This window comes from Xanthomonas arboricola pv. populi (assembly GCF_002939945.1).
GTDB lineage: Bacteria > Pseudomonadota > Gammaproteobacteria > Xanthomonadales > Xanthomonadaceae > Xanthomonas > Xanthomonas arboricola_A.
In genome coordinates this window covers 382,260-405,003 of the sequence record NZ_MDEB01000002.1, presented here as the reverse complement: position 1 = coordinate 405,003, position 22,744 = coordinate 382,260, and the positions used below count along the sequence as shown (strand labels likewise).

The 22,744-nt window shown below is 67.3% G+C and carries 20 protein-coding genes, 1 tRNA gene and 1 pseudogene; 13 read left to right on the top strand and 9 right to left on the bottom strand.

Translation table 11 applies throughout. The features are described from left to right. Positions 1-179: 179 nt before the first annotated feature. A complete protein-coding gene (locus XaplCFBP3123_RS08290) occupies positions 180-1,838 on the top strand; it encodes a methyl-accepting chemotaxis protein (protein ID WP_104533605.1) in 1,659 nt (552 codons plus the stop codon). Between the two features lie 11 nt (positions 1,839-1,849). After that, positions 1,850-2,359, top strand: a complete 510-nt coding sequence (locus XaplCFBP3123_RS08285; RefSeq protein WP_104533604.1) for a chemotaxis protein CheW — start codon at positions 1,850-1,852, stop codon at positions 2,357-2,359. Between the two features lie 223 nt (positions 2,360-2,582). Here XaplCFBP3123_RS08285 and XaplCFBP3123_RS08280 read toward each other — a convergent pair whose 3' ends face one another. Beyond that, a complete protein-coding gene (locus XaplCFBP3123_RS08280) occupies positions 2,583-3,662 on the bottom strand; it encodes a sensor domain-containing diguanylate cyclase (RefSeq protein ID WP_104533603.1) in 1,080 nt (359 codons plus the stop codon). Between the two features lie 105 nt (positions 3,663-3,767). Here XaplCFBP3123_RS08280 and XaplCFBP3123_RS08275 point away from each other — a divergent pair, with 105 nt between their 5' ends. Then, positions 3,768-4,055: a hypothetical protein gene (locus tag XaplCFBP3123_RS08275; protein ID WP_104533602.1), complete on the top strand. Its 288-nt coding sequence runs from the start codon at positions 3,768-3,770 to the stop codon at positions 4,053-4,055. Positions 4,056-4,210: 155 nt separating this feature from the next. Here XaplCFBP3123_RS08275 and XaplCFBP3123_RS08270 read toward each other — a convergent pair. The 3 genes from XaplCFBP3123_RS08270 to rnd form a co-directional block, all read right to left on the bottom strand. After that, positions 4,211-4,286 (bottom strand) — tRNA-Ala (locus XaplCFBP3123_RS08270). 87 nt (positions 4,287-4,373) lie between these two features. Then, complete coding sequence (locus XaplCFBP3123_RS08265) at positions 4,374-4,775, bottom strand: H-NS family nucleoid-associated regulatory protein (protein WP_104533601.1); 402 nt, start codon at positions 4,773-4,775, stop codon at positions 4,374-4,376. A 471-nt stretch (positions 4,776-5,246) separates the two neighbouring features. Next, positions 5,247-6,341, bottom strand: coding sequence for a ribonuclease D (gene rnd / locus XaplCFBP3123_RS08260; protein WP_104533600.1), 1,095 nt, complete (start codon positions 6,339-6,341; stop codon positions 5,247-5,249). Positions 6,342-6,438: 97 nt separating this feature from the next. On the opposite strand from rnd, the gene XaplCFBP3123_RS08250 reads away from it, so the two are divergent. From XaplCFBP3123_RS08250 to XaplCFBP3123_RS21890, 3 genes and pseudogenes are all read left to right on the top strand, one after another. Continuing rightward, positions 6,439-8,304, top strand: a complete 1,866-nt coding sequence (locus XaplCFBP3123_RS08250) for a formylglycine-generating enzyme family protein (RefSeq protein ID WP_172453157.1) — start codon at positions 6,439-6,441, stop codon at positions 8,302-8,304. A 249-nt stretch (positions 8,305-8,553) separates the two neighbouring features. Beyond that, positions 8,554-8,778 (top strand): annotated as a pseudogene (locus XaplCFBP3123_RS08245) (virulence factor); the annotation flags it as partial. Further along, positions 8,777-8,932, top strand: coding sequence for an AcvB/VirJ family lysyl-phosphatidylglycerol hydrolase (locus XaplCFBP3123_RS21890; RefSeq protein ID WP_104533598.1), 156 nt, complete (start codon positions 8,777-8,779; stop codon positions 8,930-8,932). The pseudogene XaplCFBP3123_RS08245 and the gene XaplCFBP3123_RS21890, both read left to right, overlap by 2 nt. Before the next feature lie 68 nt (positions 8,933-9,000). Here the strand turns inward: XaplCFBP3123_RS21890 and xseA are convergent, their stop codons facing one another. Together xseA and queG are read right to left on the bottom strand one after the other, a co-directional pair. After that, complete coding sequence (gene xseA / locus XaplCFBP3123_RS08235) at positions 9,001-10,338, bottom strand: exodeoxyribonuclease VII large subunit (RefSeq protein ID WP_104533597.1); 1,338 nt, start codon at positions 10,336-10,338, stop codon at positions 9,001-9,003. Positions 10,339-10,392: 54 nt separating this feature from the next. Then, a complete protein-coding gene (queG, locus tag XaplCFBP3123_RS08230; protein WP_104533596.1) occupies positions 10,393-11,460 on the bottom strand; it encodes a tRNA epoxyqueuosine(34) reductase QueG in 1,068 nt (355 codons plus the stop codon). A 24-nt stretch (positions 11,461-11,484) separates the two neighbouring features. On the opposite strand from queG, the gene XaplCFBP3123_RS08225 reads away from it, so the two are divergent. The 6 genes from XaplCFBP3123_RS08225 to XaplCFBP3123_RS08200 all read left to right on the top strand — a co-directional run bounded on the left by XaplCFBP3123_RS08225 (position 11,485) and on the right by XaplCFBP3123_RS08200 (position 19,172). Continuing rightward, the gene (locus XaplCFBP3123_RS08225; protein ID WP_104533595.1) at positions 11,485-12,972 is read left to right on the top strand and encodes an NAD(P)H-hydrate dehydratase; all 1,488 of its coding nucleotides are present in this window, start codon (positions 11,485-11,487) and stop codon (positions 12,970-12,972) included. Beyond that, the gene (tsaE, locus tag XaplCFBP3123_RS08220) at positions 12,969-13,469 is read left to right on the top strand and encodes a tRNA (adenosine(37)-N6)-threonylcarbamoyltransferase complex ATPase subunit type 1 TsaE (RefSeq protein WP_104533594.1); all 501 of its coding nucleotides are present in this window, start codon (positions 12,969-12,971) and stop codon (positions 13,467-13,469) included. The genes XaplCFBP3123_RS08225 and tsaE overlap by 4 nt, the downstream gene beginning before the upstream one ends. A gap of 70 nt (positions 13,470-13,539) precedes the next feature. Next, positions 13,540-15,252: an N-acetylmuramoyl-L-alanine amidase gene (locus XaplCFBP3123_RS08215; RefSeq protein ID WP_104533593.1), complete on the top strand. Its 1,713-nt coding sequence runs from the start codon at positions 13,540-13,542 to the stop codon at positions 15,250-15,252. Between the two features lie 138 nt (positions 15,253-15,390). After that, on the top strand, positions 15,391-17,253 hold the full coding sequence (mutL, locus tag XaplCFBP3123_RS08210; protein WP_104533813.1) for a DNA mismatch repair endonuclease MutL: 1,863 nt from the start codon (positions 15,391-15,393) through the stop codon (positions 17,251-17,253). Beyond that, on the top strand, positions 17,253-18,191 hold the full coding sequence (locus XaplCFBP3123_RS08205; protein WP_104533592.1) for a DUF1684 domain-containing protein: 939 nt from the start codon (positions 17,253-17,255) through the stop codon (positions 18,189-18,191). The genes mutL and XaplCFBP3123_RS08205 overlap by 1 nt, the downstream gene beginning before the upstream one ends. A gap of 30 nt (positions 18,192-18,221) precedes the next feature. Continuing rightward, the gene (locus tag XaplCFBP3123_RS08200; protein WP_104533591.1) at positions 18,222-19,172 is read left to right on the top strand and encodes a TraB/GumN family protein; all 951 of its coding nucleotides are present in this window, start codon (positions 18,222-18,224) and stop codon (positions 19,170-19,172) included. A gap of 46 nt (positions 19,173-19,218) precedes the next feature. Here the strand turns inward: XaplCFBP3123_RS08200 and phaR are convergent, their stop codons facing one another. From phaR to gluQRS, 3 genes are all read right to left on the bottom strand, one after another. Then, on the bottom strand, positions 19,219-19,791 hold the full coding sequence (gene phaR / locus XaplCFBP3123_RS08195; protein WP_104533590.1) for a polyhydroxyalkanoate synthesis repressor PhaR: 573 nt from the start codon (positions 19,789-19,791) through the stop codon (positions 19,219-19,221). Positions 19,792-19,950: 159 nt separating this feature from the next. Further along, positions 19,951-20,691 carry a beta-ketoacyl-ACP reductase gene (locus tag XaplCFBP3123_RS08190; RefSeq protein ID WP_024939297.1) on the bottom strand — a complete coding sequence of 247 codons (741 nt, stop codon included), beginning with the start codon at positions 20,689-20,691 and terminating at the stop codon, positions 19,951-19,953. Between the two features lie 84 nt (positions 20,692-20,775). Further along, positions 20,776-21,675, bottom strand: a complete 900-nt coding sequence (gene gluQRS, locus XaplCFBP3123_RS08185; protein ID WP_104533589.1) for a tRNA glutamyl-Q(34) synthetase GluQRS — start codon at positions 21,673-21,675, stop codon at positions 20,776-20,778. Positions 21,676-21,772: 97 nt separating this feature from the next. Here gluQRS and htpX point away from each other — a divergent pair, with 97 nt between their 5' ends. After that, positions 21,773-22,651, top strand: a complete 879-nt coding sequence (gene htpX / locus XaplCFBP3123_RS08180) for a protease HtpX (protein WP_104533588.1) — start codon at positions 21,773-21,775, stop codon at positions 22,649-22,651. The last annotated feature ends 93 nt before the right edge of the window (positions 22,652-22,744 follow it).

Sequence of the window (22,744 nt, the reverse complement as noted above, 5' to 3'; positions counted from 1 at the left end):
ATATCCAATGACGTGAATACGCAGTTAGGTACGGTTTTCATCTCAAGCGCGTTTTGGCGTCGCCGATAGCCATTAGCGATTGGTGAGACAAGCCGCGTCAGTGAGCGGCACCCGCACCACGCCACCGGACGACCCTGCAATGCAGGTCGCGCACGCACCATCTTCATGAGAACTTCCCAATGTTAGGCAATTTCAGAATCGGAACCAGGCTGATCGTGGCGTTCCTGATCGTCTCGGCGATCGGCGCATGCATCGGGTGGGTGGGCTATTCCAACTCCGGTCGTATCAGCGAGCTGTCGACCTCGCTTTACGAGCGCGAACTGCTCGGCTTGTCGAACGTGAAAGAGGCCAATATCAACCTCATCTACGCCGGCCGCTCACGCGCCAATCTATTGTTGGCCAGCACCGCCGAAGAGCGTCAGTCGCACGTGCAGAGCATCGACAAGTACACCGCCAAGGTAGTCGATTACATGACGCGCGCGCGCTCCAGTTTCCAGACCGAGGAAGGCAGGAACAAGCTGGCGCAATTCGACCGCGCCTGGCAGAAATATCTGGAAGAACGCGGCCGCTTCATCGACGCCGCCAACCGCGAAGCCTTGCGCGATCCGAATCCGGAACTGGCCGCGTTGTCGCGTGCGGTACGCGCCAGCTCGGACGAAGTCGATAGCCTGATGACCGACCTGAGCGGGCTGCGCGAGCGCAGCGCCGCCTCGGCCAATGCCGAAGCCGGCAGCATCCATGCGCGCAGCTCCAGGCTGCTGATGGCCATCATCTGCGGCGGCGTGCTGCTCGGCGCGATTCTCGGTGTGGTGATCAGCCGTAGCGTCACCGGCCCGATCCGCCGCGCAGTGGCGGTGGCCAACGGGCTGTCGGAAGGCGATCTGACCATGCGCATCGACGTGCACGGCCGCGACGAGACCGCGCAACTGCTCGAAGCGATGCGCACGATGGTGCAGAAGCTGTCGCAGGTGGTCGGCGAGGTCAACACCAGCGCCGAAACCCTGGCCAGCGCGTCGGAAGAAGTCAGCGCCACCGCGCAGTCGTTGTCGCAGGCCGCCAGCGAACAGGCCGCCGGTGTGGAAGAGACCAGCGCCTCGCTGGAACAGATGACCGCATCGATCAGCCAGAACACCGAAAACGCCCGCATCACCGATGGCATGGCCACGCAGGCCGCCAAAGAAACCATCGAAGGCGGCGAAGCGGTGGTCGCCACCACCCAGGCGATGAAGCAGATCGCGCAGAAGATCGGCATCATCGACGACATCGCGTATCAGACCAATTTGCTCGCGCTCAATGCGGCGATCGAAGCGGCGCGCGCCGGCGAACATGGCAAAGGTTTTGCGGTGGTTGCCGCCGAGGTGCGCAAGCTGGCCGAACGCAGCCAGGTGGCCGCGCAGGAGATCGGCGAGGTCGCCAGTTCCAGCGTCGAACTGGCCGATCGCGCCGGCCGTTTGCTCGACAGCATCGTGCCTAGCATCAAGCGCACCTCGGACCTGGTACAGGAGATTTCCGCGGCGTCCGAAGAGCAATCCTCCGGCGTCAGCCAGATCAATTCGGCGGTGGTGCAGCTGAGCCAGACCACCCAGCAGAACGCCAGCGCATCGGAAGAACTGGCCGCCACTGCCGAGGAGATGAGCGGGCAGGCCGAGCAGCTTCAGCAGAGCATGGCGTTCTTCCGTCTGGGAGGGCAGGGGCCGGCGAGCACGGCGCCCAAGCGCGGCAAGGTGGCTGTCGCACGTCCGGCACGTGCGTCCGGTACGCGCGGCTGGAGCACCACCACGGCGCCGGCCTATGCGATATCCGAGGGCCCGGACGAAGGCCAATTCGCTAGCTTCTGAGAGACGGATCGATGACTGCACAGACCCCCGACGTGATGCCTGGCGACGCCGACGCGGCGGCCCAGTACCTGACCTTCCAGCTGGATGGCGAAACCTTCGCCATCAGCATTCTTGGCATTCGCGAAATCATCCAGTACCGCGCACCCACGCCGGTGCCGTCGATGCCGGCCTGCGTGCGCGGGGTGATCAATCTGCGCGGTGCAGTGGTACCGGTGGTGGATCTGCAATCGCGGCTGGGACGTGCCGACAGCGCGATCGGCAAACGCAGCTGCATCGTGATCCTGGCCACCGAACAGGCGCAGGGAGCGCAGGTGATCGGGGTGCTGGTCGATGCGGTCAACGCGGTGATCGAACTGGCCGATCAGGACATCGAAGCGGCACCATCGTTCGGCACGCATATCCGCCGCGACCTGCTGCGCGGCATGGGCAAGGTGGGCGAGCGCTTCGTGGTGCTGCTGGAGATGGAGCAGGTGCTGCAGGTGGACGAAATCGCCGGCAACCCCGAGGCTTTGGCAGCCTGAGTCTGGTCAAGCGCAACTGACAACACGACTGCCTACCGCCTGGCGGCCGCCCGCTACGCTGGATTAGCCGCTAAAGGGGCACGGTCGCGGGTGTGTGCGCAATGCGTCCGAACCGCAACGACTGCAGCCGGACACATGCCTCGACCACTTCGCTGAGGCTGCGTGGCCGTGTCGAGCAGCGCCCTGGTCATCGACCTCGTCAGACCTGGGGGTGGCCTGCCACTCAGTCCTGCCGATGCCAGCCATTGAAACGGTGCACGCAGTTGCGTCCATTGCCGATCGCGTCCTGCAAGGCGTGTCGCGCACGCGCCAGCAAGGCGTTGCTGTCGAGCGACGCACCGGCTGCCACCTCGACCAGGCCTGCACTGATCGTCAGTGCGCCGGCTGGCCAGCGTGCCGCTTCGATCGCCTTGCGGACACGTTCGATCATCTCCACGGCCTCGGTCGTCGCTGTCTCCGGCAACGCGACACAGAGCCGATCGCAGCTCAACCGCGCCACCGTGGCGGTCTCCGGCACCTGCGCTTCGATCATCCTGGCAGCCTGGACCAGCGTGGCGTCCGCTGCCGCTGCGCCAGCCTGCAACTTCAGCCGTTTGAAGCCATCCAGGTCGATCAGCGCCAGGGCGAGCGACGGCATCGGGGCGGTGGCCGAGCTCTGTGTCAGTGTGTGCAGCGCATGCTCCAGGCCGGCGCGATTCCACACGCCGGTGAGTTCGTCACGCAGCGCGTCCAGCTCGACCAGCCTGGCTGCACGCCGCAGTTCGATGGTGTCGACGACCTGCCTTGCCAGCGCCTGCAGCGCGTCGCGCTCGACCGCCGACAGCCGTCGGGGTGTGCGGTCCAGCACGCATAGCGTGCCCAGCGCGATCCCGTCGGAGGTCAGCAGCGGGGCCCCGGCGTAGAAGCGGATCTGCGGCTCGCCGGTGACCAGCGCATTACCCACGAAACGCGCATCCAGCTGGGTGTCGCCCACTTCCATGACCTGATCGGGCTCGAGGATCGCGTGCGCACAGAACGACAGCTCGCGCGGGGTTTCGCTCGGCGCCATGCCCAGCTTCGACTTGAACCACTGGCGCTGCGTGTCGATCAGCGAAATCAATGCCATCGGCGTACCGCAGACTGCCGCCGCGATCGAGGTGAATGCGTCGTAGACCGGCTCCGGCGCGGTGTCCAGCAGTTGGTAGTCCTGCAATGCAGCCAGGCGTTCGTCTTCGTTCGCCGGCATCTGCGCCGCGACAGCGGCGTCGCCCGGCAACAGCGTCGCGTGGAAGAGTTGCAACGCGGGCGCGTCAGGAATCTGCATACGAAGACCACCGGAACAGGGCGCCGTCAGGCGATGGATGTGCGTGCGTGGCGAGGGTGTGTCGCAGCACGCGTTGGTTGGCGCAGACCTCATCCACCCCGGCGGATGACGTCTGTCGCCGATCTTGCCACATCGGGCAGGGAGGTCAGCGGCAGCGACGCCATTCTGATGCGCTGCGAAACCGCCGTGCCTGGCAAGTCATTCGCCCTGGCCGGCGTTGCCCTTGGGACGGCGGGTCTGTTCGTCATGGATCTGCATGTCTTTCTGTCCAGGGCGCTGCTTGGCGGCCTCATCCTGTTTGCGATCCTGCTGGCTCTCTGTAACACCGTGCTGCTTGTCGGCGGCCTTGTCGGGCTGGCTTTGCTCGTTGCTCATGGCTTGCGTCCGGCGTGATGATGAAACGGACGTTAGCGCGCACGATGTGATCCCGGCGACATGGCCGTGACCGGCACGGTCATTGCCCCGCTCCGACGCGCTCCCCCACGCAGGTGCCTCAAACGGAAAAGCCCCGGAAACAGCTGTTTCCGGGGCTTTTCCGTTTGATGCAATGGTGGAGCGGAAGGGGATCGAACCCTCGACCTTCGCGATGCGAACGCGACGCTCTCCCAGCTGAGCTACCGCCCCACGTGCCTGGATTCTAACCACATGTCGCGCGATTCGCCAAGCAGGCCGGCGCCCTGGACGCCGCCCGAGGGCGCGATCCTGCGGCAATCACTCCCGGATCAGCGGGAACTTGAGGTCCGGGTTCTTGGCCTTCCATTCCTTGTACGACACCGAGCCCTCCCAGGCGGCGAAGGCCTTGGGCGTGCGGCCGCGGCCGGACCAGGTTTCGCCAGTGTGCGGCAGTTCGTACTTCGGCTTGACTTCGCTGCGCCCGCTCTTGACCACTTCCTTGCGTGCAGCGGTGGTGCCCAGGTAAGCGGCAATATCATTGCGCTGCTTGGTGTTGAAGTGGCCGGCAAACTGCTCAAGCAGCGAGACGATGGTGGCATGCGCAGAGGATGCCTCGCTCGCGCGCTCGGTCTTTTCCTGTTCTTCCAGCTTCTGCAGCTCGTCCAGCAGCTTGGCTTTGGCTTGCGCGATGGAATCCAGTTTGGAGGTGGTATTGCTCACAGAGGTATAGCCTCGGAATAAAGTGGTGGAGACGTTGCCCGATGGGCGCGCGTCATTATGGCATGTGGCCCGGGGGCGGCCGTTGCATGTGGGCGTGCCTGCACATGACGCGACCATGACTTTCACAGGGTCTGGTCGCGTGTTCGCATTGTCCTGGCGAGGCCGCCGGGCGCTTGCGCAAGCGGCAACCCCGGCCGTAACGATACAGCAGCAGGGCAGGCGGGATGACACATCCGTGCAGCGTTGGCCAGACGCTGACCGCATGACGACCAACGATGTCCCGGGGGGACTGCGCCGGTTTCGACGACGCGATGTGCAAGAGCAGATGCGGCGATGGACAAGGATGCTGGTCGAATGTCTGGTCTGATTCGCGGCCGGCGATGTGGTGACGCAGCTGGCGAACGGCCGCCTGTGCCTTGCCCGCATCGCCATCGGCGCATGCTTGCGTGGTCTGTCGACCACTGCATCACGTCACTGCGCTGCAGCGTCTTCCAGCAGCGGCGTCAGCTGCGCTTCCAGAGCGTTGCGGCGCCATTGCCCCAGCGGTGCGGGCCAGCTGCGTTGCTCGATCAGGGTTTCCAGGTGCCGGCGCGAGGCCAGGATGCCGTCGGGCAGTCCCAGCTCGCGGCTGCGCTGGGCCACTGCATCCTGCAGGCGCTTGAGCACGGCCTTGTTGCCCTCGGTGGCGGCCTGCGCCAGCGGCGCATGGTCCTCGTCGGGCAGCGGCGTGTTGAGCGCTTCCCACACTGCGGCGGCGAGCTTGCGCGGGGCCTTGGGAAACGTGTCGAACTGGCGCAGCAAGGCGTCCAGATCGGCCGGCGGAAAGCGCGCCAGCTGGCTGGCCAGCTCGTTGTCCAGGATCCAGCTGCGCGGGCGATCGCTCTGACGCGCCTGCAGGTCGCGCCAGCGCAGCAAGCGCAACAGCCGACGTTGCGCCGCAGGTTCCAGGAACTGCGCGGTGCGCAGGCTCACATGCGGCCAGCGCTCGCCATCGTCGTGCTCCACCGTGGCGAGCAGGCGCTCGGCATCTTCGGCCAGCCAGCCCAGGCGATCCTGCTCGGTCAGGCGGCGGGTGAGTTCGTCGTGGATGGCGAACAGGTAACGCACATCGTCGGCGGCGTATTCCAGCTGCGCCGGCGACAGCGGGCGGCGCATCCAGTCCGAACGCGTCTCGCCCTTGGTCAGCAAGGTGCCGGTTACTTCCTGCACCAGTTTTTGATAACCCATGCCGCCACCCACACCGGCCAGCGCGGCGGCAATCTGGGTATCGAACAACGGCCGCGGCAACACCCCGCACGCGCATTTGAAGGTGACCAGGTCCTCGCTGGCGCTATGCATCACCTTGACGATGTCGGTGGCGGTCAACCACTCCCTGAGCGCCTCGTTCATGCCCGGGATCAGCGGGTCGATCAACAGGATCTCCTCGCCGATGGCCATCTGTACCAGCGCCAGTTGCGGCCAGTAGGTGCGTTCGCGAATGAATTCGGTATCCAGGCCAATGCGGGACGGACGCGATGCCTGCAGGCGTTCGCTCAGCTCGGAGGGGTGGGTGATCCAATGGGGCACGTGATTTCCGTCGACAGCGAGGGTTTGCGCAGAACGCGCAGAATAGCCTAACGTCGCGATCGCCTGTCGTGCGGCAGAGCACTGGAAGGAGCAGGTGGTGGGTGAGTGCGGTAACCGGATCGCAGCGTGGGCATTGGTTGCGCTAAGCGTGTGCGCCTGTTCGCGGACACCGACGCCGGCGCCTGCCGCAGCGCCGCGACCTGCAGCCGCCGCTGCGGCGCCGGGCAAGCCGAATGTGTCCATCGGTGGCGAAGAATCCGCAGAGACCGTGGCGCACTGGCAGCCGCCACCGGTCGACCTGGGCGATGAGACGCTGGCCCAGGCGCGCAAGCGCGCCGACCAGGCGTTGCAGGACGACCGGCTGTATCGCAATGCGGACGACGCGATTCCGTTGTATCTGGCGATCCAGCAGCGCGCCGACGGCAAGGACGCGTCCAGCCGTCGCGGGCTGGAGCAGGCGCGGCGCCGGTTGATCGAGCGTGGCCAAGCGCTGATCGAGCAGACCGACCGTCAGGACAGTGCGCTGGAACAGGCGCGTGAGCTGGCCATCGTGGCGCTGGCGCTCGCTCCGCAGGATCCGACGGTGCGGGCATTGCAACGGGCGGTGGAAACCGCGCAGCGGGTGCTGAGCTTCAACCGTGCCGGCGAGGAGGATCTGCGCGGCGGCCGCCTGGGCGAGGACGGCAACGGGGCGTTGGTGAACTTTCGCGATGCGGCGCAGCTGGATCCGGATAATCCGCGCACGCGCCAGGGGCTGGCTGCGGTGGAAAGCGGCCTGCTGGCACGCGCCGAACAGGCAGCCGAGGCGAGCGACTTCATCGGCGCACGCTACTGGTTGCAGATGGCCGGGCCGGTGCGTGAGCGCGCACCGACCATTGCCGACGCACGTGCGCGCATCGAGCGCATGCGCCGTGCCCAGATCGCCGCCTTGCACGACGCCGGCCTGCACGATCTCACCTCGCCGCGCGGCCTCAAGGCAGCTGGCGAAACACTGGCAGAAGTGTTGCGCATCGCCGATCCGGGCGATGCGGTGGCCGGCGATCTGCGTCGGCGGCTGGAATTGGCCACCCATTACGGCAGCTTCCGCCCCGGGCAGGTGTTCACCGATGGGCTCAAGGTCGGCGGGCGCGGCCCGCAGATGATCGTGGTGCCGCATGGCGCGTTCCAGATGGGTGCAGGCGATGCCGAGCCCGGCGCCTCCGACAACGAGCGCCCGTCGCATTACGTGCGTTTCGCGCGCGGCTTTGCGTTGTCGATCACCGAAGTGACGGTCGCCGAGTTCCGCCAGTTCATCGAGGCGACCGGCGCCCGCCCGCGTGCCACCCGACGCGGGCATTCGGTGGTGTACGACGAGCGCAGCGGCAACTTCATCCGCCGCAGCGGGGTGGATTGGCAGTCCGACTACAACGGCGCGCAGGCCGCACCCAACAGTCCGGTGATGCACGTCAGCATCCGCGACGCCGAAGCCTATGCGAGCTGGCTGTCGGAACAGACCGGCCGCCATTACCACGTGCCCAGCGAGGCCGAGTTCGAATACGCGGTGCGTGCCGGCACCACCGGGCGCTATCCCTGGGGCAATGCCGGCTCGCCGCCGCTGGACGCGGGCAACTTCACCGGCGGCAACGATGTCTCGCGCAGCGGCCGGCACTGGAACAACGGCTTCGTCGGCTACGGCGACGGCTTCTGGGGCCCGGCACCGGTCGGCAGCTTCCGCGCCAACGCCTGGGGGCTGCACGACATGGGAGGCAACCTGAGCGAGTGGGTGGCCGACTGCTGGCATGCCAGCTACCGTCGCGCGCCGGCCGACGGTGCGGCGTGGTTCAACCCCGGCTGCCGGCAGCGCATGATCCGCGGCGGCAGCTGGGCCAATTCGCCGCAGCAGACGCGTGCGGCCTGGCGGCAGTCGCAGGACTCGGACAGCACCAGCGCACGGATCGGCTTCCGCCTGGCGCGCGGGATCTAGGCACAGGTGCAAGCCGGTGCGCAAGCGCGGTTACGCCTGCACGGACATCGATCGCTGATCGTGGTGCTGTCCGGGTGCCATGTCCACGTCGAAGTGACCTATCGCTGGCGACGACCGAGCAGTTTCCAGGCTGGTCCCGCCGCAAGACAGGGCGCGCAGGCTTAACCGCGGCGAACACTGCCTGCAATCGCGGCGGAACCGGTCGCCTTCGTCGCAGTCCAAGCGCCAGCGCTTGCGAGGATTGTGGTGATGGGCTGGGGAATCAAAGTGTTTCGTTGGGTCGTCGCAGTACTGCTGATCGGCGGCAGCGGCTACGCCGTGGCGCGTCATCTGCATAACGGAAACACCGCCGGGCATTACCGCTCGGTGAAAGTGCTACGTCCGGAAGGCACGCCGAAGGCCATGGTGGTGGTGTTGCCCGACAGCGGCCATGCGCAGGACGGCCAGCGGCTTGCCGAAATGCTGAGCGGCGATCCAGTCGCTGGACGCGCGTCGCCTGCAATGCATCTACGGCGATCAGGCAAAGGACGCGCTGGGCCCTGAGTTGGGCGCGCGTGGCGTGCAGGTGGTGACGCGTCCGGGCGGCATCATTTCGACCATGATCCGGTGGCGCTGGCCGGGCTGCTGATGCAGGGCTGGCAGCAGGCGGCGCAGACGCCCAGTCACGGTTAGAAAGCGCGTGATGCCTTCTGGATGTCAGTTGCCGCCCGGTTCGACCCGCAGCTCGATGCTGCCATCGGCCAGCTGCGCACGCAGGCGCTCGCCGGCGCTTACCTCGGCGGCGCTGCGCACCACGCTGCCATCGGCGGGGCGGGTCACGATGGCATAGCCACGCGCGACGGTGGCGAGCGGGCTGACCGCTTCCAGCGAGCGTGCCAGGCTGCGCAGCCGCAGTTGATCGTGCTGCAGGCGCCGCTGCATCGCTGCCTGCGGATGCAGTGCGCGTAGTCGTTGTTGCAGCGTGGCCAGATCGCGTTGCGGGTTATGTGCGTGCAGGCGCGCCTGCGTCCGTTGCACGCGTGCCTGCAGACGCTCCAGCACCTGGGTCATGCGCGCGCGCAGCTGGCGGCCGGCGTCCTGCTGCCGGCGTTGCAGCAGTTGCAGCCGCGCCTGCGGGCTGTGCGCACGCAGGCGCAGGGCGAGCCGGTCGGCGCGCTGCATCGCATTGCCCAGCGCATGCTGCTGCAGCTGGGCCATGCGCGCATGCGCACGCCGCACGCGCGCGACCAGCTCGCGCTGATCGGGCACCAGCAGTTCGGCTGCCACCGAGGGCGTGGGGGCGCGCACGTCGGCCACGAAATCGCTGAGGCTGAAGTCGGTCTCGTGCCCGACCGCCGATACCACCGGTGTGTGCGCGGCGGCAATCGCGCGGGCCAGGCGTTCGTCGTTGAAGGCCCACAGGTCCTCCAGCGAGCCACCGCCACGGGTGATCAGAATGACGTCGTAACGCCCGGACGCATCGGCGCGCTGCAGCAACGAGGTGATCTGCGCCGCGGCGCTGTCGCCCTGCACCAGCGAGGGCAGCAGGTCCACTTCCAGCAACGGAAAGCGGCGCGCCAGGACGCTGAGCACATCGCGCACCGCCGCACCGCTGGGCGAGGTGATCACCGCCAGCCGCCGCACATGCGCCGGCAACGGCTGCTTGCGCTCGGCATCGAACAGGCCTTCGGCAGCCAGGCGCGCACGCAATTCGTCGAAGGCGCGACGCAAGGCGCCTTCGCCGGCCTCCTCCATGTGGTCGAGTACCAGCTGGTAGTCGCCGCGGGCTTCGTACAGGGTGAGACGTCCGCGCGCGAGCACACGCAGCCCTTCGCGCGGCTGGAACTTCAGCCAGGTGCTCTTGGGCTTGAACATCGCGCACCGGACTTGCGCGCGCGCATCCTTGAGCGTGAAGTACAGATGGCCCGAGGACGGGCGCGTGACGCTGCTCAGCTCTGCTTCCACCCACACCAGCGGGAAGCTGCCTTCCAGCAGGTCGCGTGCCAGCGTGTTGAGCTGGCTGGGGGTGAGGATCTGTTCGTTGCGGTCGGCCATGGCCGCATTATCCCGCAGCGGCGATGCGTCTGCGTGAGCGCATCGGGCGGCAACCTACAAACCGTGTTGCGCCAGCGCCCAGCCCACGTGTTCGCGCACCAGCTCCGAGTCGTCGTGGCGGCGCGCCTCCAGCGCCGCCAGCACCTCCGGCGTGCCGGGCGCATTGCCCAGGCCGACGGCGATGTTGCGCAACCACCGCTGATGGCCGCTGCGGCGGATCGGGCTGCCTTCGGTGCGGCGCAGGAAGGTGGCTTCGTCCCAGGCGAACAGTTGCGGCAGCGTTGCCACATCCAGTTCGTTGCGGGCGCGGAAATCGGCTTCGTCGGTGCGCTGGGCGAACTTGTTCCAGGGGCAGACCAGCTGGCAGTCGTCGCAACCGAAGATGCGGTTGCCGATCGGCTTGCGCATCTGCTCGGGAATCGCGCCCTCGTGTTCGATGGTGAGATAGGCGATGCAGCGGCGCGCATCCAGCCGGTACGGGGCGATGATGGCCTGGGTCGGGCAGATGTCGATGCAGCGCGTGCAGGTGCCGCAATGCGCAGTGGCCGGGGTGTCGATGGGCAAGGGCAGATCGAGGTAGATCTCGCCCAGGAAGAACCACGACCCGCCATTGCGATCGATCAGGCAGGTGTGTTTGCCGATCCAGCCAAGGCCCGCGTTGCGTGCCAGTGCGCGCTCCAGCACCGGCGCCGAATCGACGAAGACCCGATAGCCGAACGCGCCGACTTCGCCCTGGATACGCTCGGCCAGTTTCTGCAGCCGGTTGCGCATCAGCTTGTGATAGTCGCGCCCCAGCGCGTACCGCGCCACGTAGGCGCGGCGGCCGTCGTGCAAGGTGTTCCAGGCCTCAGTGTCGTCCTTGCGGCCGTAGTCCATGCCGACCGACAGTACGCGCAAGGTGCCCGGCACCAGCTCCTGCGGGCGCGAACGCTTGTCGCCGTGCTGGGCCATCCAGTGCATGGTCCCGTACAGGCCTTCTTCCAGCCAGCTGCGCAGGTGTCCCTCGTCTTCGCCGAGCTCGATGCCGGTAATGCCGCAGCGTTGGAAGCCGGCCTCGCGCGCGAGCGCACGGATGCGCGCGGCAGCGTCGGTGGGGTCGGGGCGGGCAAGGACGGCAGACATGGCGACAAGTATAGAATTCCCGGCATGTACGCACCGCTCGATCTTTACGACACCGCCTCCGCGCGCAGGCTGGACACGCAGGCCACCACGCTGCTCGGCGGCGACGGCTACATCTTGATGCAGCGCGCCGGGCAGGCCGCCTGGCAGCATCTGCTGGAACGCTGGCCGCAGGCGCGCCGCATCGTGGTGGTGTGCGGCACCGGCAACAACGGCGGCGACGGCTATGTGCTGGCACGCCTGGCGCAGCGAGCCGGGCGCCAGGTGCAGGTGGTGCATCTTGCCGAGCACGGCCCGGCCTCGTCGCTGGCGCAACGCGCCTGTACCGACTATCTGGGCGTGGGCGGTGCGATCGAACTGTTTCCCTCGCCGCTGGCGCAGGCTGATGTGATCGTCGATGCGCTGTTCGGCATCGGTCTCAACCGCGCGCCCGACGCCGAGACCGCCGCCTTGATCGACGCCGTCAACGCCGCCGGTGTGCCGGTGCTCGCACTGGATGTGCCCAGCGGCATCGATGCCGATGACGGCGTGGCCTTCGCTGCCGCAGTGCGCGCAGACGCCACCTTGCAGTTCATCGTGCCGCACCTGGGGCTCTACACCGGCGATGCGCTGGAGCATGCCGGCACGCGCGCAATCGCGTCGCTGGACGTGCCCGATGCCGCATTCGACGGGCTGGTGCCGGCCGCGCACAGCTGGGAGATCGACGCCCTGGCCGCGCAGTTGCGCCCGCGGCGACGCAATACGCACAAGGGCGAGTCCGGGCGCGTGCTGTGTGTCGGCGGCAACCTCGGCAGCGGCGGCGCGATCATGCTCACCGCCGAAGCGGCCCTGCGCAGCGGGGCAGGGCTGGTGCAGGTCGCCACCCGTGCCGAGCACGTCGCGCCGCTGCTGGCGCGCTGCCCGGAAGCGATGGTGCGTTCTGTGCAGGCCGACGACGACATCGCCGCCCTGGTCGACGCGGCCGACGTGGTCGCACTGGGGCCGGGCCTGGGCCAGGACGCCTGGGCGCAGCAGCTGTGGCGTACGGTGCTGGCGTCGGATAGCGCCGTCGTCATCGATGCCGATGGCCTGAATCTGCTGGCCGCCAACCCGGTGCCGACGCGCGGCCCGCGCGTGTTGACCCCGCATCCCGGCGAGGCCGGCCGGCTGCTGGGGATGTCGACCAGGCAGATTCAACAGGATCGGCTGGCTGCCGCAGACGCATTGGCCAAACGTTTTGATGCAGTGGTGGTGCTCAAGGGCGCCGGCAGCGTCATCGCCGCGCCGCACGCGGTGCCGCGCATCATCGATGCCGGCAATCCGGGCATGGCGGTCGGCGGCATGGGCGACCTGCTGACGGGCGTGATCGCAGCCTTGCTGGCGCAGGGCTGGTCGCCCTTCGATGCCGCCAGCCTGGGCGCCCTGTTACATGCCTGCGCCGGCGATGCGGCTGCGCGCGCGGGCGAGCGTGGCCTGCTGCCGACCGATCTGCTGCCCGAACTGCGCCGCCTCGCCAATGTCGGAGCCATCGTATGAGCCAACGCAGCGCACGACTGGTCGATGCGCAGGCCACCGAAACCCTGGGGCAGGCCCTGGCTGCGGTACGGCCCACCCGCGCGATGGTGCAACTGCACGGCGATCTCGGCGCAGGCAAGTCCACATTGGCGCGCGCGTTGCTGCGCGCGCTCGGCGTCACCGGTCCGATTCGCAGCCCCACCTACACCCTGATCGAGCGCTATCCGCTCAACACTGGCGATGAGGCCTGGCACCTGGATCTGTACCGCATCGGGCAGGCCGGGGAACTGGATTTTCTCGGGCTCGACGAGGGCAGCGCGAGCCTGTGGCTGGTCGAATGGCCGGAACGCGGCGCTGGTGCATTGCCGCCGGTGGATCTGGACGTGGAGCTGGCGGTCGACGGCGATGGACGCAGCGTGACGTTGCTGGGCCGCAGCGAAACCGGGCGCGACTGGCTGGCGCGGCTGTCGGAGCTGCCTGAGTTGCAGTCCCTTTTTGTCAGCTCACAGGAAGAATGAACGCCAGGTTGTGGATTATTAAGGGAAATCACCTTGCAATTCACACGTTTGGGTGATTGAATCCAGCGCCATGACACCGGGGTTCCGCCAGTTCTGTGTTTCCGCCCTGACCGCCAGCCTCAGCCTGGCGGTTTTTGCTGCGTGGGCCGGCGAAATCAAGGGCGTTGGCGTCAGCACCGGTGCCACCGGCACGCGTGCCGAGATTCAGCTCGCCGGTAGCGGCGGATTCAAGACGCTGTCGCTGGCCAACCCCAATCGGCTGGTGGTGGATTTTCCCGATTCCTCGGGTGTGCGTGGCCTCAAGCTGCCGCCTGCTGCCGGCCTGGTGACGTCGGTGCGTACCGGTCAACCGGTGCCCGGCACCTTCCGGGTGGTCTTCGAGTTGGCAACGCCGGTCACGCCATTGAAGCCGCAGATGCAGACGCTCGGCAGCGCATCGACGTTGGTGATCGAGTGGCCGGGCGATCCGCCGGTATCCGCCGGCAAGGTGGCCGCCGACGCAACCACCCCTGCAGTGATGCCGCCGCCGCGCCCGGCCGATGCCCAATCCGAAGCTGCCCGCGCAACCGCTGCCTTGGCGGCGTCTGCGCAACGCGCGTCGGTGGTGCCGCCTGCTCCGGCGCCCGCGCCTTATGTACCTGCCGCGGCCATGCCCAGCGTGACTCAGGCACCTGTGCCGACCACGGTGGCTACCGGCGTGCCGACACCGCGTCCAGGCACGGCCACGACCGCGCTGACGACCAGCTCGGCCGCGCCAGCAAGCACCGCCAGCAATACCCCGAATCGTGTCACCGTCTCTACTGCCGGTGCCTCGCCCTCCTCGGCGATGACAGGCAGCGCCGCATCGCCGGCTGTCATCTTGAATGGCGGTAATGCGCCGCTGGGCGCTGTGTCCGGTAATGCCATGGCCGCCACGCCGAATGCGACAACCGGCAGCGTCGTCGCGGCGGATGGCGACGATCTGCCTCCGCGTCCGGTGCTGCCCAGCGAGGCCTCGCGGATCAAGATGGCACCGGGCATGCGGCCGCTGATCGTCGCGATCGATCCGGGACACGGCGGCCAGGATCCCGGCGCCATGGGCCCCACCGGCAAGCGCGAAAAGGACGTCACCCTGGCAGTGGGTCGTGAACTGGCGCGCCAGATCAATGCCACGCCCGGCATGAAGGCGTACCTGACGCGCGATACCGACGTGTTCATTCCGCTGCCGATGCGCGCGCAGAAGGCACGTGCTGCCAAGGCCGATATCTTCATCTCGGTCCACGCCGATGCTGCCGAGAACCGCAGCGCGACCGGCTCGTCCGTCTATGTGCTGTCGACCAAGGGCGCCTCCTCGCAGCGCGCACGCTGGCTGGCCGACAAGGAAAATGCCGCCGACCTGGTCGGCGGCGTGCGTCTACAGCAGACCGAAAGCACGCTGGCCAATGTGCTGCTGGATCTGGCGCAGAGCGGCCACATGAAGGCCTCCGAAGATGCGGCAGGGCACGTGCTGGGCGGTCTCAAGCGGATCGGCAACAATCACAAGCCGCAGCTGGAACGCGCCAACTTTGCGGTGCTGCGCACCTCCGACATGCCGGCGATGCTGGTGGAAACCGCCTTCATTTCCAATCCGGACGAAGAACGCCGTCTGATCGATCCGGCTTACCAGCGCAAGATCGCCGCGGCCGTGCTGGATGGCATCGATACCTTCTTTACCCGCCAGCCGCCGCCGGGCACCCTGTTTGCCGCACGTGCGCAGGCCGAAGCCGATGCCGGTGTCGGCACCGTGGCCGGCGGCAGCCGCTGAGCCGCTCGGCTATCATTCCGCACTGATTCCTTAGATGACGGCGCCTGCGCGCCGCCGGATTGCCGTGCCGACGTCCGCCTTGCCTGTTACACCCTCGATGCGCTTGCCGGTCTGCGTCCAGCGCGAGCGCCCGTGCTGATGGCGATCCGTCAGCTCCCCGAGATCCTGATCAACCAGATTGCCGCCGGCGAAGTCGTCGAGCGGCCTGCGTCCGTGGTCAAGGAACTGGTCGAAAACGCACTCGATGCCGGCGCCACCCGCGTGGATATCGAGCTGGAAGAAGGCGGCGTGCGGCTGATCCGCATCCGCGACAACGGCGGCGGCATCACCCCCGACGAACTGCCGCTGGCGGTGTCGCGGCATGCCACCAGCAAGATCGCATCGCTGGACGATCTGGAGACCGTGGCCACACTCGGTTTTCGCGGCGAAGCCCTGCCGTCGATCGCCTCGGTCAGCCGTTTCACCCTGATCTCGCGTCGCCACGATGCCGAACATGGCTCCGCACTGGAGATCGACGGCGGGCGCCTGGGTGAGGTGGTGCCACGCGCGCACGCGCCCGGCACCACGGTCGAAGTGCGCGAGCTGTTCTTCAACGTGCCGGCGCGGCGCAAGTTCCTGCGTGCCGAGCGCACCGAGCTGGGGCATATCGAAGAATGGCTGCGCTCGTTGGCGTTGGCGCGCCCGGATGTGGAATTGCGGGTTTCGCACAACGGCAAACCGTCGCGTCGCTACAAGCCCGGCGATCTTTATTCGGATGCGCGTCTGGGCGAAACCCTGGGCGAGGATTTCGCGCGGCAGGCCTTGCGCGTCGATCACAGCGGCGCCGGTTTGCGGCTGCATGGCTGGGTCGCACAGCCGCATTACTCGCGCGCCAGTACCGACCAGCAGTATCTCTACGTCAATGGCCGCTCGGTGCGGGATCGCAGCGTCGCGCACGCGGTCAAGATGGCCTATGGCGATGTGCTGTTCCATGGGCGCCAACCCGCCTACGTGCTGTTCCTGGAACTGGATCCGGCGCGCGTGGACGTCAACGTGCATCCAGCCAAGCACGAGGTGCGTTTCCGCGAGGCGCGGCTGATCCACGACTTCGTCTACCGCACCTTGCAGGACGCGCTGGCGCAGACGCGCGCCGGCGCGATGCCCAACAGCATCGGCACGGATGGCGCCAGCGACGCGGGTGCGGCGCCGGGCGGCATGCTGAATCGTCCGGACTACGGTGGCGGACGCAGCAGTGGCGGCGGTGCCGGCTACGGCCACTGGACGCCATCGCAGACCCCGCTGGGCCTGCGCGTGGACGAGGCGCGCGCGGCCTACAGCGCGTTGTATGCGCCGCCGCCCAGTGGCGCGCAGCAACAGTCTGCCGCCTTGCCGGAGGGCGCGGGAATGGGCTTGCCGGCGACTGCCGTGGACAGTGGCGTGCCGCCGCTGGGGTATGCCGTCGCGCAGTTGCACGGCATCTACATCCTGGCCGAGAACGCCGAAGGCCTGATCGTGGTGGACATGCACGCCGCGCACGAACGCATCGGCTACGAGCGCCTCAAGAACGCGCACGACAGCATCGGCCTGCATGCGCAGCCGTTGCTGGTGCCGATGACGCTGGCGGTGGGCGAGCGCGAGGCCGACACCGCCGAGCGCGAAGCCGACACGTTGGCCAGCCTGGGCTTCGAGATCACCCGCGCCGGCCCGCAGTCGCTGCATGTGCGCAGCATTCCCGCGCTGCTTGCCAATGCCGAACCGGAAGCGCTGTTGCGCGATGTGCTTGGCGATCTGCGCGAGCATGGCCAGAGCCGGCGCATTGCCAGTGCGCGCGACGAACTGCTTTCCACGATGGCGTGCCATGGCGCGGTGCGCGCGAACCGGCGCCTGACCGTGCCGGAAATGAACGCACTGCTGCGCGATATGGAAATCACCGAGCGCTCGGGCCAATGCAACCATGGCCGGCCGACCTGGGCACGGTTTACGCTGGGCGAAATCGATCGTTGGTTCCTGAGGGGGCGCTGATGGCTGCATTGCACAAGGGGAACCACTGGCTGCTCGGCATGCTGGTGTGCGCAGCACTGGCCGGCTGCGGCAAGGACGCACCGCCACCGGCGGCGGCGATCGCACTTGACAAGGCCTTCCTGGTCGACAACGCCGCCTGGCGCGAAGCGCGATTGACGCAGTTGCGTGCACCCGATGGCTGGACCAGCCTGGTCGGTCTGCACTGGCTCTCGCTGAAGGCGCATTACATCGGCAGCAGCGCCGACAGCGGCATCAGGCTGGCGGTCGGGCCGCCCAAGATGGGCATGGTCGCGACCGAGGCCGACACGGTCTGGTTCGTGCCCGAGCGCGGCGCGGCAGTGAGCGTCGATGGCAAGCCGCTGACCGGCAGGATCCGGTTCCAGTCCGACCGCGACCCGCAGCCGACCTTCATCCATTTCGATGGCGGCAAGGGCGTGTTGAGCCTGATCCATCGCGGCGACCGCAATGCGTTGCGGGTCAAGCATGCCGACGCGCCGTCGCGCAGCCACTTCGCCGGGCTGGAGTACTGGCCGGCCGATCCGTCCTGGCGCATCAGCGCGCGCTATGTGCCCAACGATGTCGGCAAGACCATTCCGATCGTGGACATCGTCGGCATCAGCAGCGAACAGCCCAACGCCGGGGCAATCGCCTTCGAGCGCGATGGCAAGGCGTATCGGCTGGAGGCCATCGGCGAACCCGGGCGGCCGATGTTCGTGGTGTTCGCCGATCGCACCAGTGGGCACGGCAGCTATCCGGCCGGGCGCTTTCTCGACCTGGACGTGCCCGACGCCTCCGGGCATGTGGTCGTCGATTTCAATCGTGCCTACAACCCGCCGTGCGCGTTCACTCCCTTTGCGACCTGTCCGCTGCCGCCGCCGGAAAACCGCATCGACCTGGCGGTGTCGGCGGGCGAGAAAACCTACAAGGTGCCGCACTGACGTGGAGAGACCGACGTGGTAAAGGCAAGCATGCGCACCCGGCTGGCAGCCTGGTGCGGCGGTGCGGTCATCGCTCTGGCGCTGTGGAGCGGGGCGGTCGCGCCGACCTGGGCACGTGCTGGCAACGACGCGCCGGCCGGTCCGCCGGTGCCGTTGTTGTGGAAGGTCGATGGCAAGGGCGGCACGCTGTATCTGCTGGGCTCGTTCCATGTGCTCAAGCCCAGCGATTACCCCTTGTCGCCGGATGTGATGCAGGCATTCGCCAAGGCCGACCGGCTGGTATTCGAATTGCCGCCGGCCGATGCGCAATCTCCCGAGCTGGCAGGCCGCATGCTGCAGGCGGCGCGGCGCAGCGACGGACATCGCTTGCAGGATGCACTGGATCCGAAGACCTGGCAGGCGCTGACCGCCTACGCCCGCAAGCACGGGATGCCGGTGGACAGCTTGCAGCCCCTGGAACCCTGGTTCGTGGCGCTGACGATCAGCCTGGCGGAGATGAGCCGGCAAGGCATGGACCCGAACGCAGGCCTGGACCATTACCTGATGGCGCAGGCGCAGGCCAGCGGCAAACCGGCCGATGGGCTGGAGCGTGCCGAAGAGCAGATCGCCTTGCTCGATGGCATGTCGCCCGCCGAGCAGCATCAGTTGCTGGAAGAGTCGCTGGACGACGCCGGCGCCACCGACCAGCTGCGTCAGCTGCATGCCGCGTGGCGCAATGGCGATGTGCGCAGCCTGTCCACGCAGATGGCCGAACAGATGCGGCAGCACTACCCTGCGCTGTATCGGCAGATCAATGTCGAGCGCAATGCGCGCTGGGTGCCGCGGCTGGAACAGTGGCTCGGCAAAGGCAGCGGGACCACGCTGGTGGTGGTCGGTGCGCTGCATCTGCTGGGAAGCGAGGGCGTGGTGGAGCGCCTGCGTGCGCGTGGCTACCACGTGCAGCGGATCTGCTCGGCCTGCGCGGAGCAGGCCGGCCGCTGATCGGTTGCGCCCTGGAGCGTGTCACGCTCCAGGCGTCGCGCTTGCGTTACCCGCGGTTGCGGGCCTTGCCGGTGGTGCCGGCGCTACCGGCAGTGCCGTGCGTGCCGGTGCCCATCGGGCCGCTGCCCATGCCGCTGGCGCCTGGCGGGGTCGGCGGTGTGCCAGGGCCGCCCGGACGACCGAAGCCGGCACCGAAGTTGCGCTGGAACTCCTGCCACAACTCCAGGTTGCGCTCGGTCAGCTGGTTCATCATCGCCCACGGGGTCTGCCCGAGCAGGTTGCCCATCTGCTGGCGGAACTGCTGCTGTTGATCCAGGAACACCTGCATGCTGCGCTCCAGATAGTTGCCCATGAAGCCCTGCAGCGAGTCGCCGTAGAAACGGATGATCTGGCTCAGCAACTGGGTCGACAGCATCGGCTCGCCGTCCTGTTCACGGTCGGCAATGATCTGCAGCAAGACGGCGCGACTGAGGTCTTCACCGCTCTTGGCGTCGCGTACCTCGAATTCTTCGCCGTCGATGATGAGCTGGCGCACATCCTCGATGGTGATGTAGCTGGAGATTTCCGTGTCGTAGAGACGGCGATTGGGATACTTCTTGATGATGCGAAGTCCGGCCATGGAACGTTCACTCACAACGATAGTGCGCGCAGGATGGCGCACCGCAGCAGCCCTTGCAACCGCAACAAGGCCTTATTTTCTTAAGTAGACACCTAAAAAATGTTGCGCAGCATGATTTTCAAGGGGTTTTTATGCTGCATCGCAAAGTTGCAGCAAACCTCACCAGCCCATGTGGTGGCCGCCGTTGATATCCAGATTGGAGCCGGTGATCCATGCGGCCTCTTCCGCAACCAGAAATGCCACTGCGTAGGCGATTTCTTCCGGCCGGCCCAAACGGCCGGTGGGAATGTCGGCGACGATCTTTGCGCGCACCTCTTCCGGGACCGCCATCACCATGTCGGTGGCCACATAACCCGGCGAGACGGTATTGACGGTCACCCCGAACGCGGCATTTTCGCGCGCCAGCGAGATGGTGAAGCCGTGCATGCCGGCCTTGGCGGCCGCGTAGTTGGCCTGCCCGTACTGGCCCTTCAGGCCATTGATCGAACTGATCTGGATCACCCGTCCCCAGCCGCGCTGGCGCATGCCTTCGATCACCGGGCGGGTGACGTTGAAGACCGAGTTGAGGTTGGTGTTGATGACGTCGTGCCATTGTTCGGCGGTCATGCGATGGAAGGTGGTGTCGCGGGTGATGCCGGCGTTGTTGACCAGTATTTCGATCGGCCCCAGCGCAGCCTGGACGTCCTCGACCAGGCTGCGCGCATGCTCGGAGGACGCCACATCGCCGCGAAACAGGGCGATGTCGTACCCCTGGGTCTGCATGCGCTGCTGCCACGCCTGGGCTTTTTCGGCGTTGCGGAAGTTGCTGGCCACCCGGTGGCCCTGGTCGGCCAGGCGCTTGCAGATGGCGGTGCCGATACCGCCGGTGCCGCCGGTGACCAATACGACGCGAGATGTCATGACGACTCCAATGGACAGGGAAGACTGGGTGCGGGCAGGGCACAGGCGCGCTGACTGGCCCGATGCCGGTGCCGGGGCGCAATTCTAGTCACGCCGGGGCTGTGATGCGCGTCCGTTCGCGTCCAGATGCAGGTGCCGGGGCAACCGCTGCGGCGAAAAATGCTGCACCGCATGCTGCAGCACGGTGTCGAGCGCTGCATGGCGCGGCAATGCCGCCGGATGCTGTCCCAGCGCAGCCCAGGCGGCGTGCAAGGCCGATTGTGGGTCGGCATCGTCCAGTGCGGGCGCATCATGCGACTTGGACAGCTTGCGGCCGGCGTGATCCAGGATCAGCGGCAGGTGCAGATAGCGTGGTTGCGGCAGGCCCAGCGCGCGCTGCAGCAGCAACTGGCGCGGGGTGGAGTCGAGCAGGTCGGCGCCGCGCACGACATCGGTGATGGCCTGCGCGGCATCGTCGACCACCACCGCCAGCTGGTACGCCCAGTAACCATCGGCGCGGCGCAGCACCACGTCGCCGACTTCGGCATGCACGTCCTGCACCACGTGGCCCTGCAGCGCGTCGTCGAAGCCGACCGGCGGCTGTGGCGGCACCCGCAGGCGCACCGCGCGGCGGGCGCCCAGCGGCGCCACGCAGGCGTGGTGGATGCCGCCCATGCCGGCAAGATCGGCGCGGCTGCAGCTGCATTCGAATGCCAGTCCCGCCTCCAGCAAGGTGGTGATGGCGGCGCTGTACTGCGCGTGGCGCTCGGATTGACGCAGCACCGGCAGGTCCGAGCGCAGGCCGAACGCGGCCAGGGTGCGCAGCTGACGTGCGGAGGCGCCGGGCTCGGCACGCGGTGGATCGATGTCTTCGATGCGTACGCACCACTGACCACCGGAATGCCGCGCGAGCAGCCAGCTGCCGAACGCCGCCAGCAGGGAGCCGAAGTGCAGCGGGCCGGTCGGGGAGGGCGCGAAGCGGCCGCGGTAGAGAATGGCTGGCATGATCGGCTGAATCGTCGGTCAGGTGATCGCTTGATTTCAAGCGCTGACGACCGCAGATCCGCTGCAGGTCATCCTGCTCGCGTGGAGTCATCGCACCATGTTCAACCGCATTTTCCTGTTCCTGCTGACCAATTTTGCGGTGTTGATGCTGGCCGGCATCGTGATGTCGGTGCTGGGCGTCAATCCCGCGCAAATGAGCGGCCTGCTGGTGATGGCGGCCGTGTTCGGGTTCGGCGGCTCGTTCATTTCGTTGCTGCTGTCCAAGTTCATGGCCAAGCGCAGCACCGGCGCGCAGGTGATCACCGAGCCGCGCACGCCAACCGAGCGCTGGTTGCTGGAGACGGTGCGCCGCCAGGCCCAGGCAGCCGGCATCGGCATGCCGGAAGTGGCGGTCTACGACGGCCCGGAAATCAATGCCTTCGCCACCGGCGCCAACCGGAACAACGCGCTGGTGGCCGTGTCCACCGGGCTGCTGCAGAACATGCGCCAGGACGAGGCAGAGGCGGTGCTAGGCCATGAAATCGCGCATGTCGCCAATGGCGACATGGTCACCATGGCCTTGCTGCAAGGCGTGCTCAATACCTTCGTGATCGTGCTGGCGCGCGTGGTCGGCGGCGTCATCGACAGCGCCATGTCGGGCAATCGCGACGGTGGCCGCGGCGTTGCCTACTACATCATCGTGTTCGTGCTGGAGATGGTGTTCGGCCTGTTCGCGACGATGATCGCGATGTGGTTCTCGCGTCGCCGGGAATTCCGCGCCGATGCCGGTGGTGCGCAACTGGCAGGCCGCGGCAAGATGATCGCCGCATTGGAACGCCTGTCGCTCAACCATGGCCAGAACACCTTGCCCTCGCAGGTGCAGGCCTTCGGCATCTCCGGTGGTGTGGGTGACGGTCTGCGCCGGCTGTTCCTGAGCCACCCGCCGCTGGCCGAGCGCATCGCCGCGCTGCGCGCGGCCAACGGTGCGGCGATGTAAGGCAGTTTGCCAACCGATCCGTGCCATCCAACAAAAAACCCGCGTCCTGCGGGTTTTTTGTTGGATGGAGCCAGGTGGCAGCGATGCGATGCG

What these genes read in the sequence shown, in the direction of transcription:
- xseA (WP_104533597.1), bottom strand. Translation starts at nt 10,338, where the DNA reads ATGGCCGACCGCAACGAACAGATCCTCACCCCCAGCCAGCTCAACACG.
- XaplCFBP3123_RS08290 (WP_104533605.1), top strand. Translation starts at nt 180, where the DNA reads ATGTTAGGCAATTTCAGAATCGGAACCAGGCTGATCGTGGCGTTCCTG.
- phaR (WP_104533590.1), bottom strand. Translation starts at nt 19,791, where the DNA reads ATGGCCGGACTTCGCATCATCAAGAAGTATCCCAATCGCCGTCTCTAC.
- XaplCFBP3123_RS08200 (WP_104533591.1), top strand. Translation starts at nt 18,222, where the DNA reads ATGCGCACCCGGCTGGCAGCCTGGTGCGGCGGTGCGGTCATCGCTCTG.
- gluQRS (WP_104533589.1), bottom strand. Translation starts at nt 21,675, where the DNA reads ATGCCAGCCATTCTCTACCGCGGCCGCTTCGCGCCCTCCCCGACCGGC.
- XaplCFBP3123_RS08190 (WP_024939297.1), bottom strand. Translation starts at nt 20,691, where the DNA reads ATGACATCTCGCGTCGTATTGGTCACCGGCGGCACCGGCGGTATCGGC.
- tsaE (WP_104533594.1), top strand. Translation starts at nt 12,969, where the DNA reads ATGAGCCAACGCAGCGCACGACTGGTCGATGCGCAGGCCACCGAAACC.
- XaplCFBP3123_RS08225 (WP_104533595.1), top strand. Translation starts at nt 11,485, where the DNA reads ATGTACGCACCGCTCGATCTTTACGACACCGCCTCCGCGCGCAGGCTG.
- XaplCFBP3123_RS08215 (WP_104533593.1), top strand. Translation starts at nt 13,540, where the DNA reads ATGACACCGGGGTTCCGCCAGTTCTGTGTTTCCGCCCTGACCGCCAGC.
- XaplCFBP3123_RS08275 (WP_104533602.1), top strand. Translation starts at nt 3,768, where the DNA reads ATGACGTCTGTCGCCGATCTTGCCACATCGGGCAGGGAGGTCAGCGGC.
- XaplCFBP3123_RS08280 (WP_104533603.1), bottom strand. Translation starts at nt 3,662, where the DNA reads ATGCAGATTCCTGACGCGCCCGCGTTGCAACTCTTCCACGCGACGCTG.
- XaplCFBP3123_RS08205 (WP_104533592.1), top strand. Translation starts at nt 17,253, where the DNA reads ATGGCTGCATTGCACAAGGGGAACCACTGGCTGCTCGGCATGCTGGTG.
- htpX (WP_104533588.1), top strand. Translation starts at nt 21,773, where the DNA reads ATGTTCAACCGCATTTTCCTGTTCCTGCTGACCAATTTTGCGGTGTTG.
- XaplCFBP3123_RS08285 (WP_104533604.1), top strand. Translation starts at nt 1,850, where the DNA reads ATGACTGCACAGACCCCCGACGTGATGCCTGGCGACGCCGACGCGGCG.
- queG (WP_104533596.1), bottom strand. Translation starts at nt 11,460, where the DNA reads ATGTCTGCCGTCCTTGCCCGCCCCGACCCCACCGACGCTGCCGCGCGC.
- mutL (WP_104533813.1), top strand. Translation starts at nt 15,391, where the DNA reads ATGGCGATCCGTCAGCTCCCCGAGATCCTGATCAACCAGATTGCCGCC.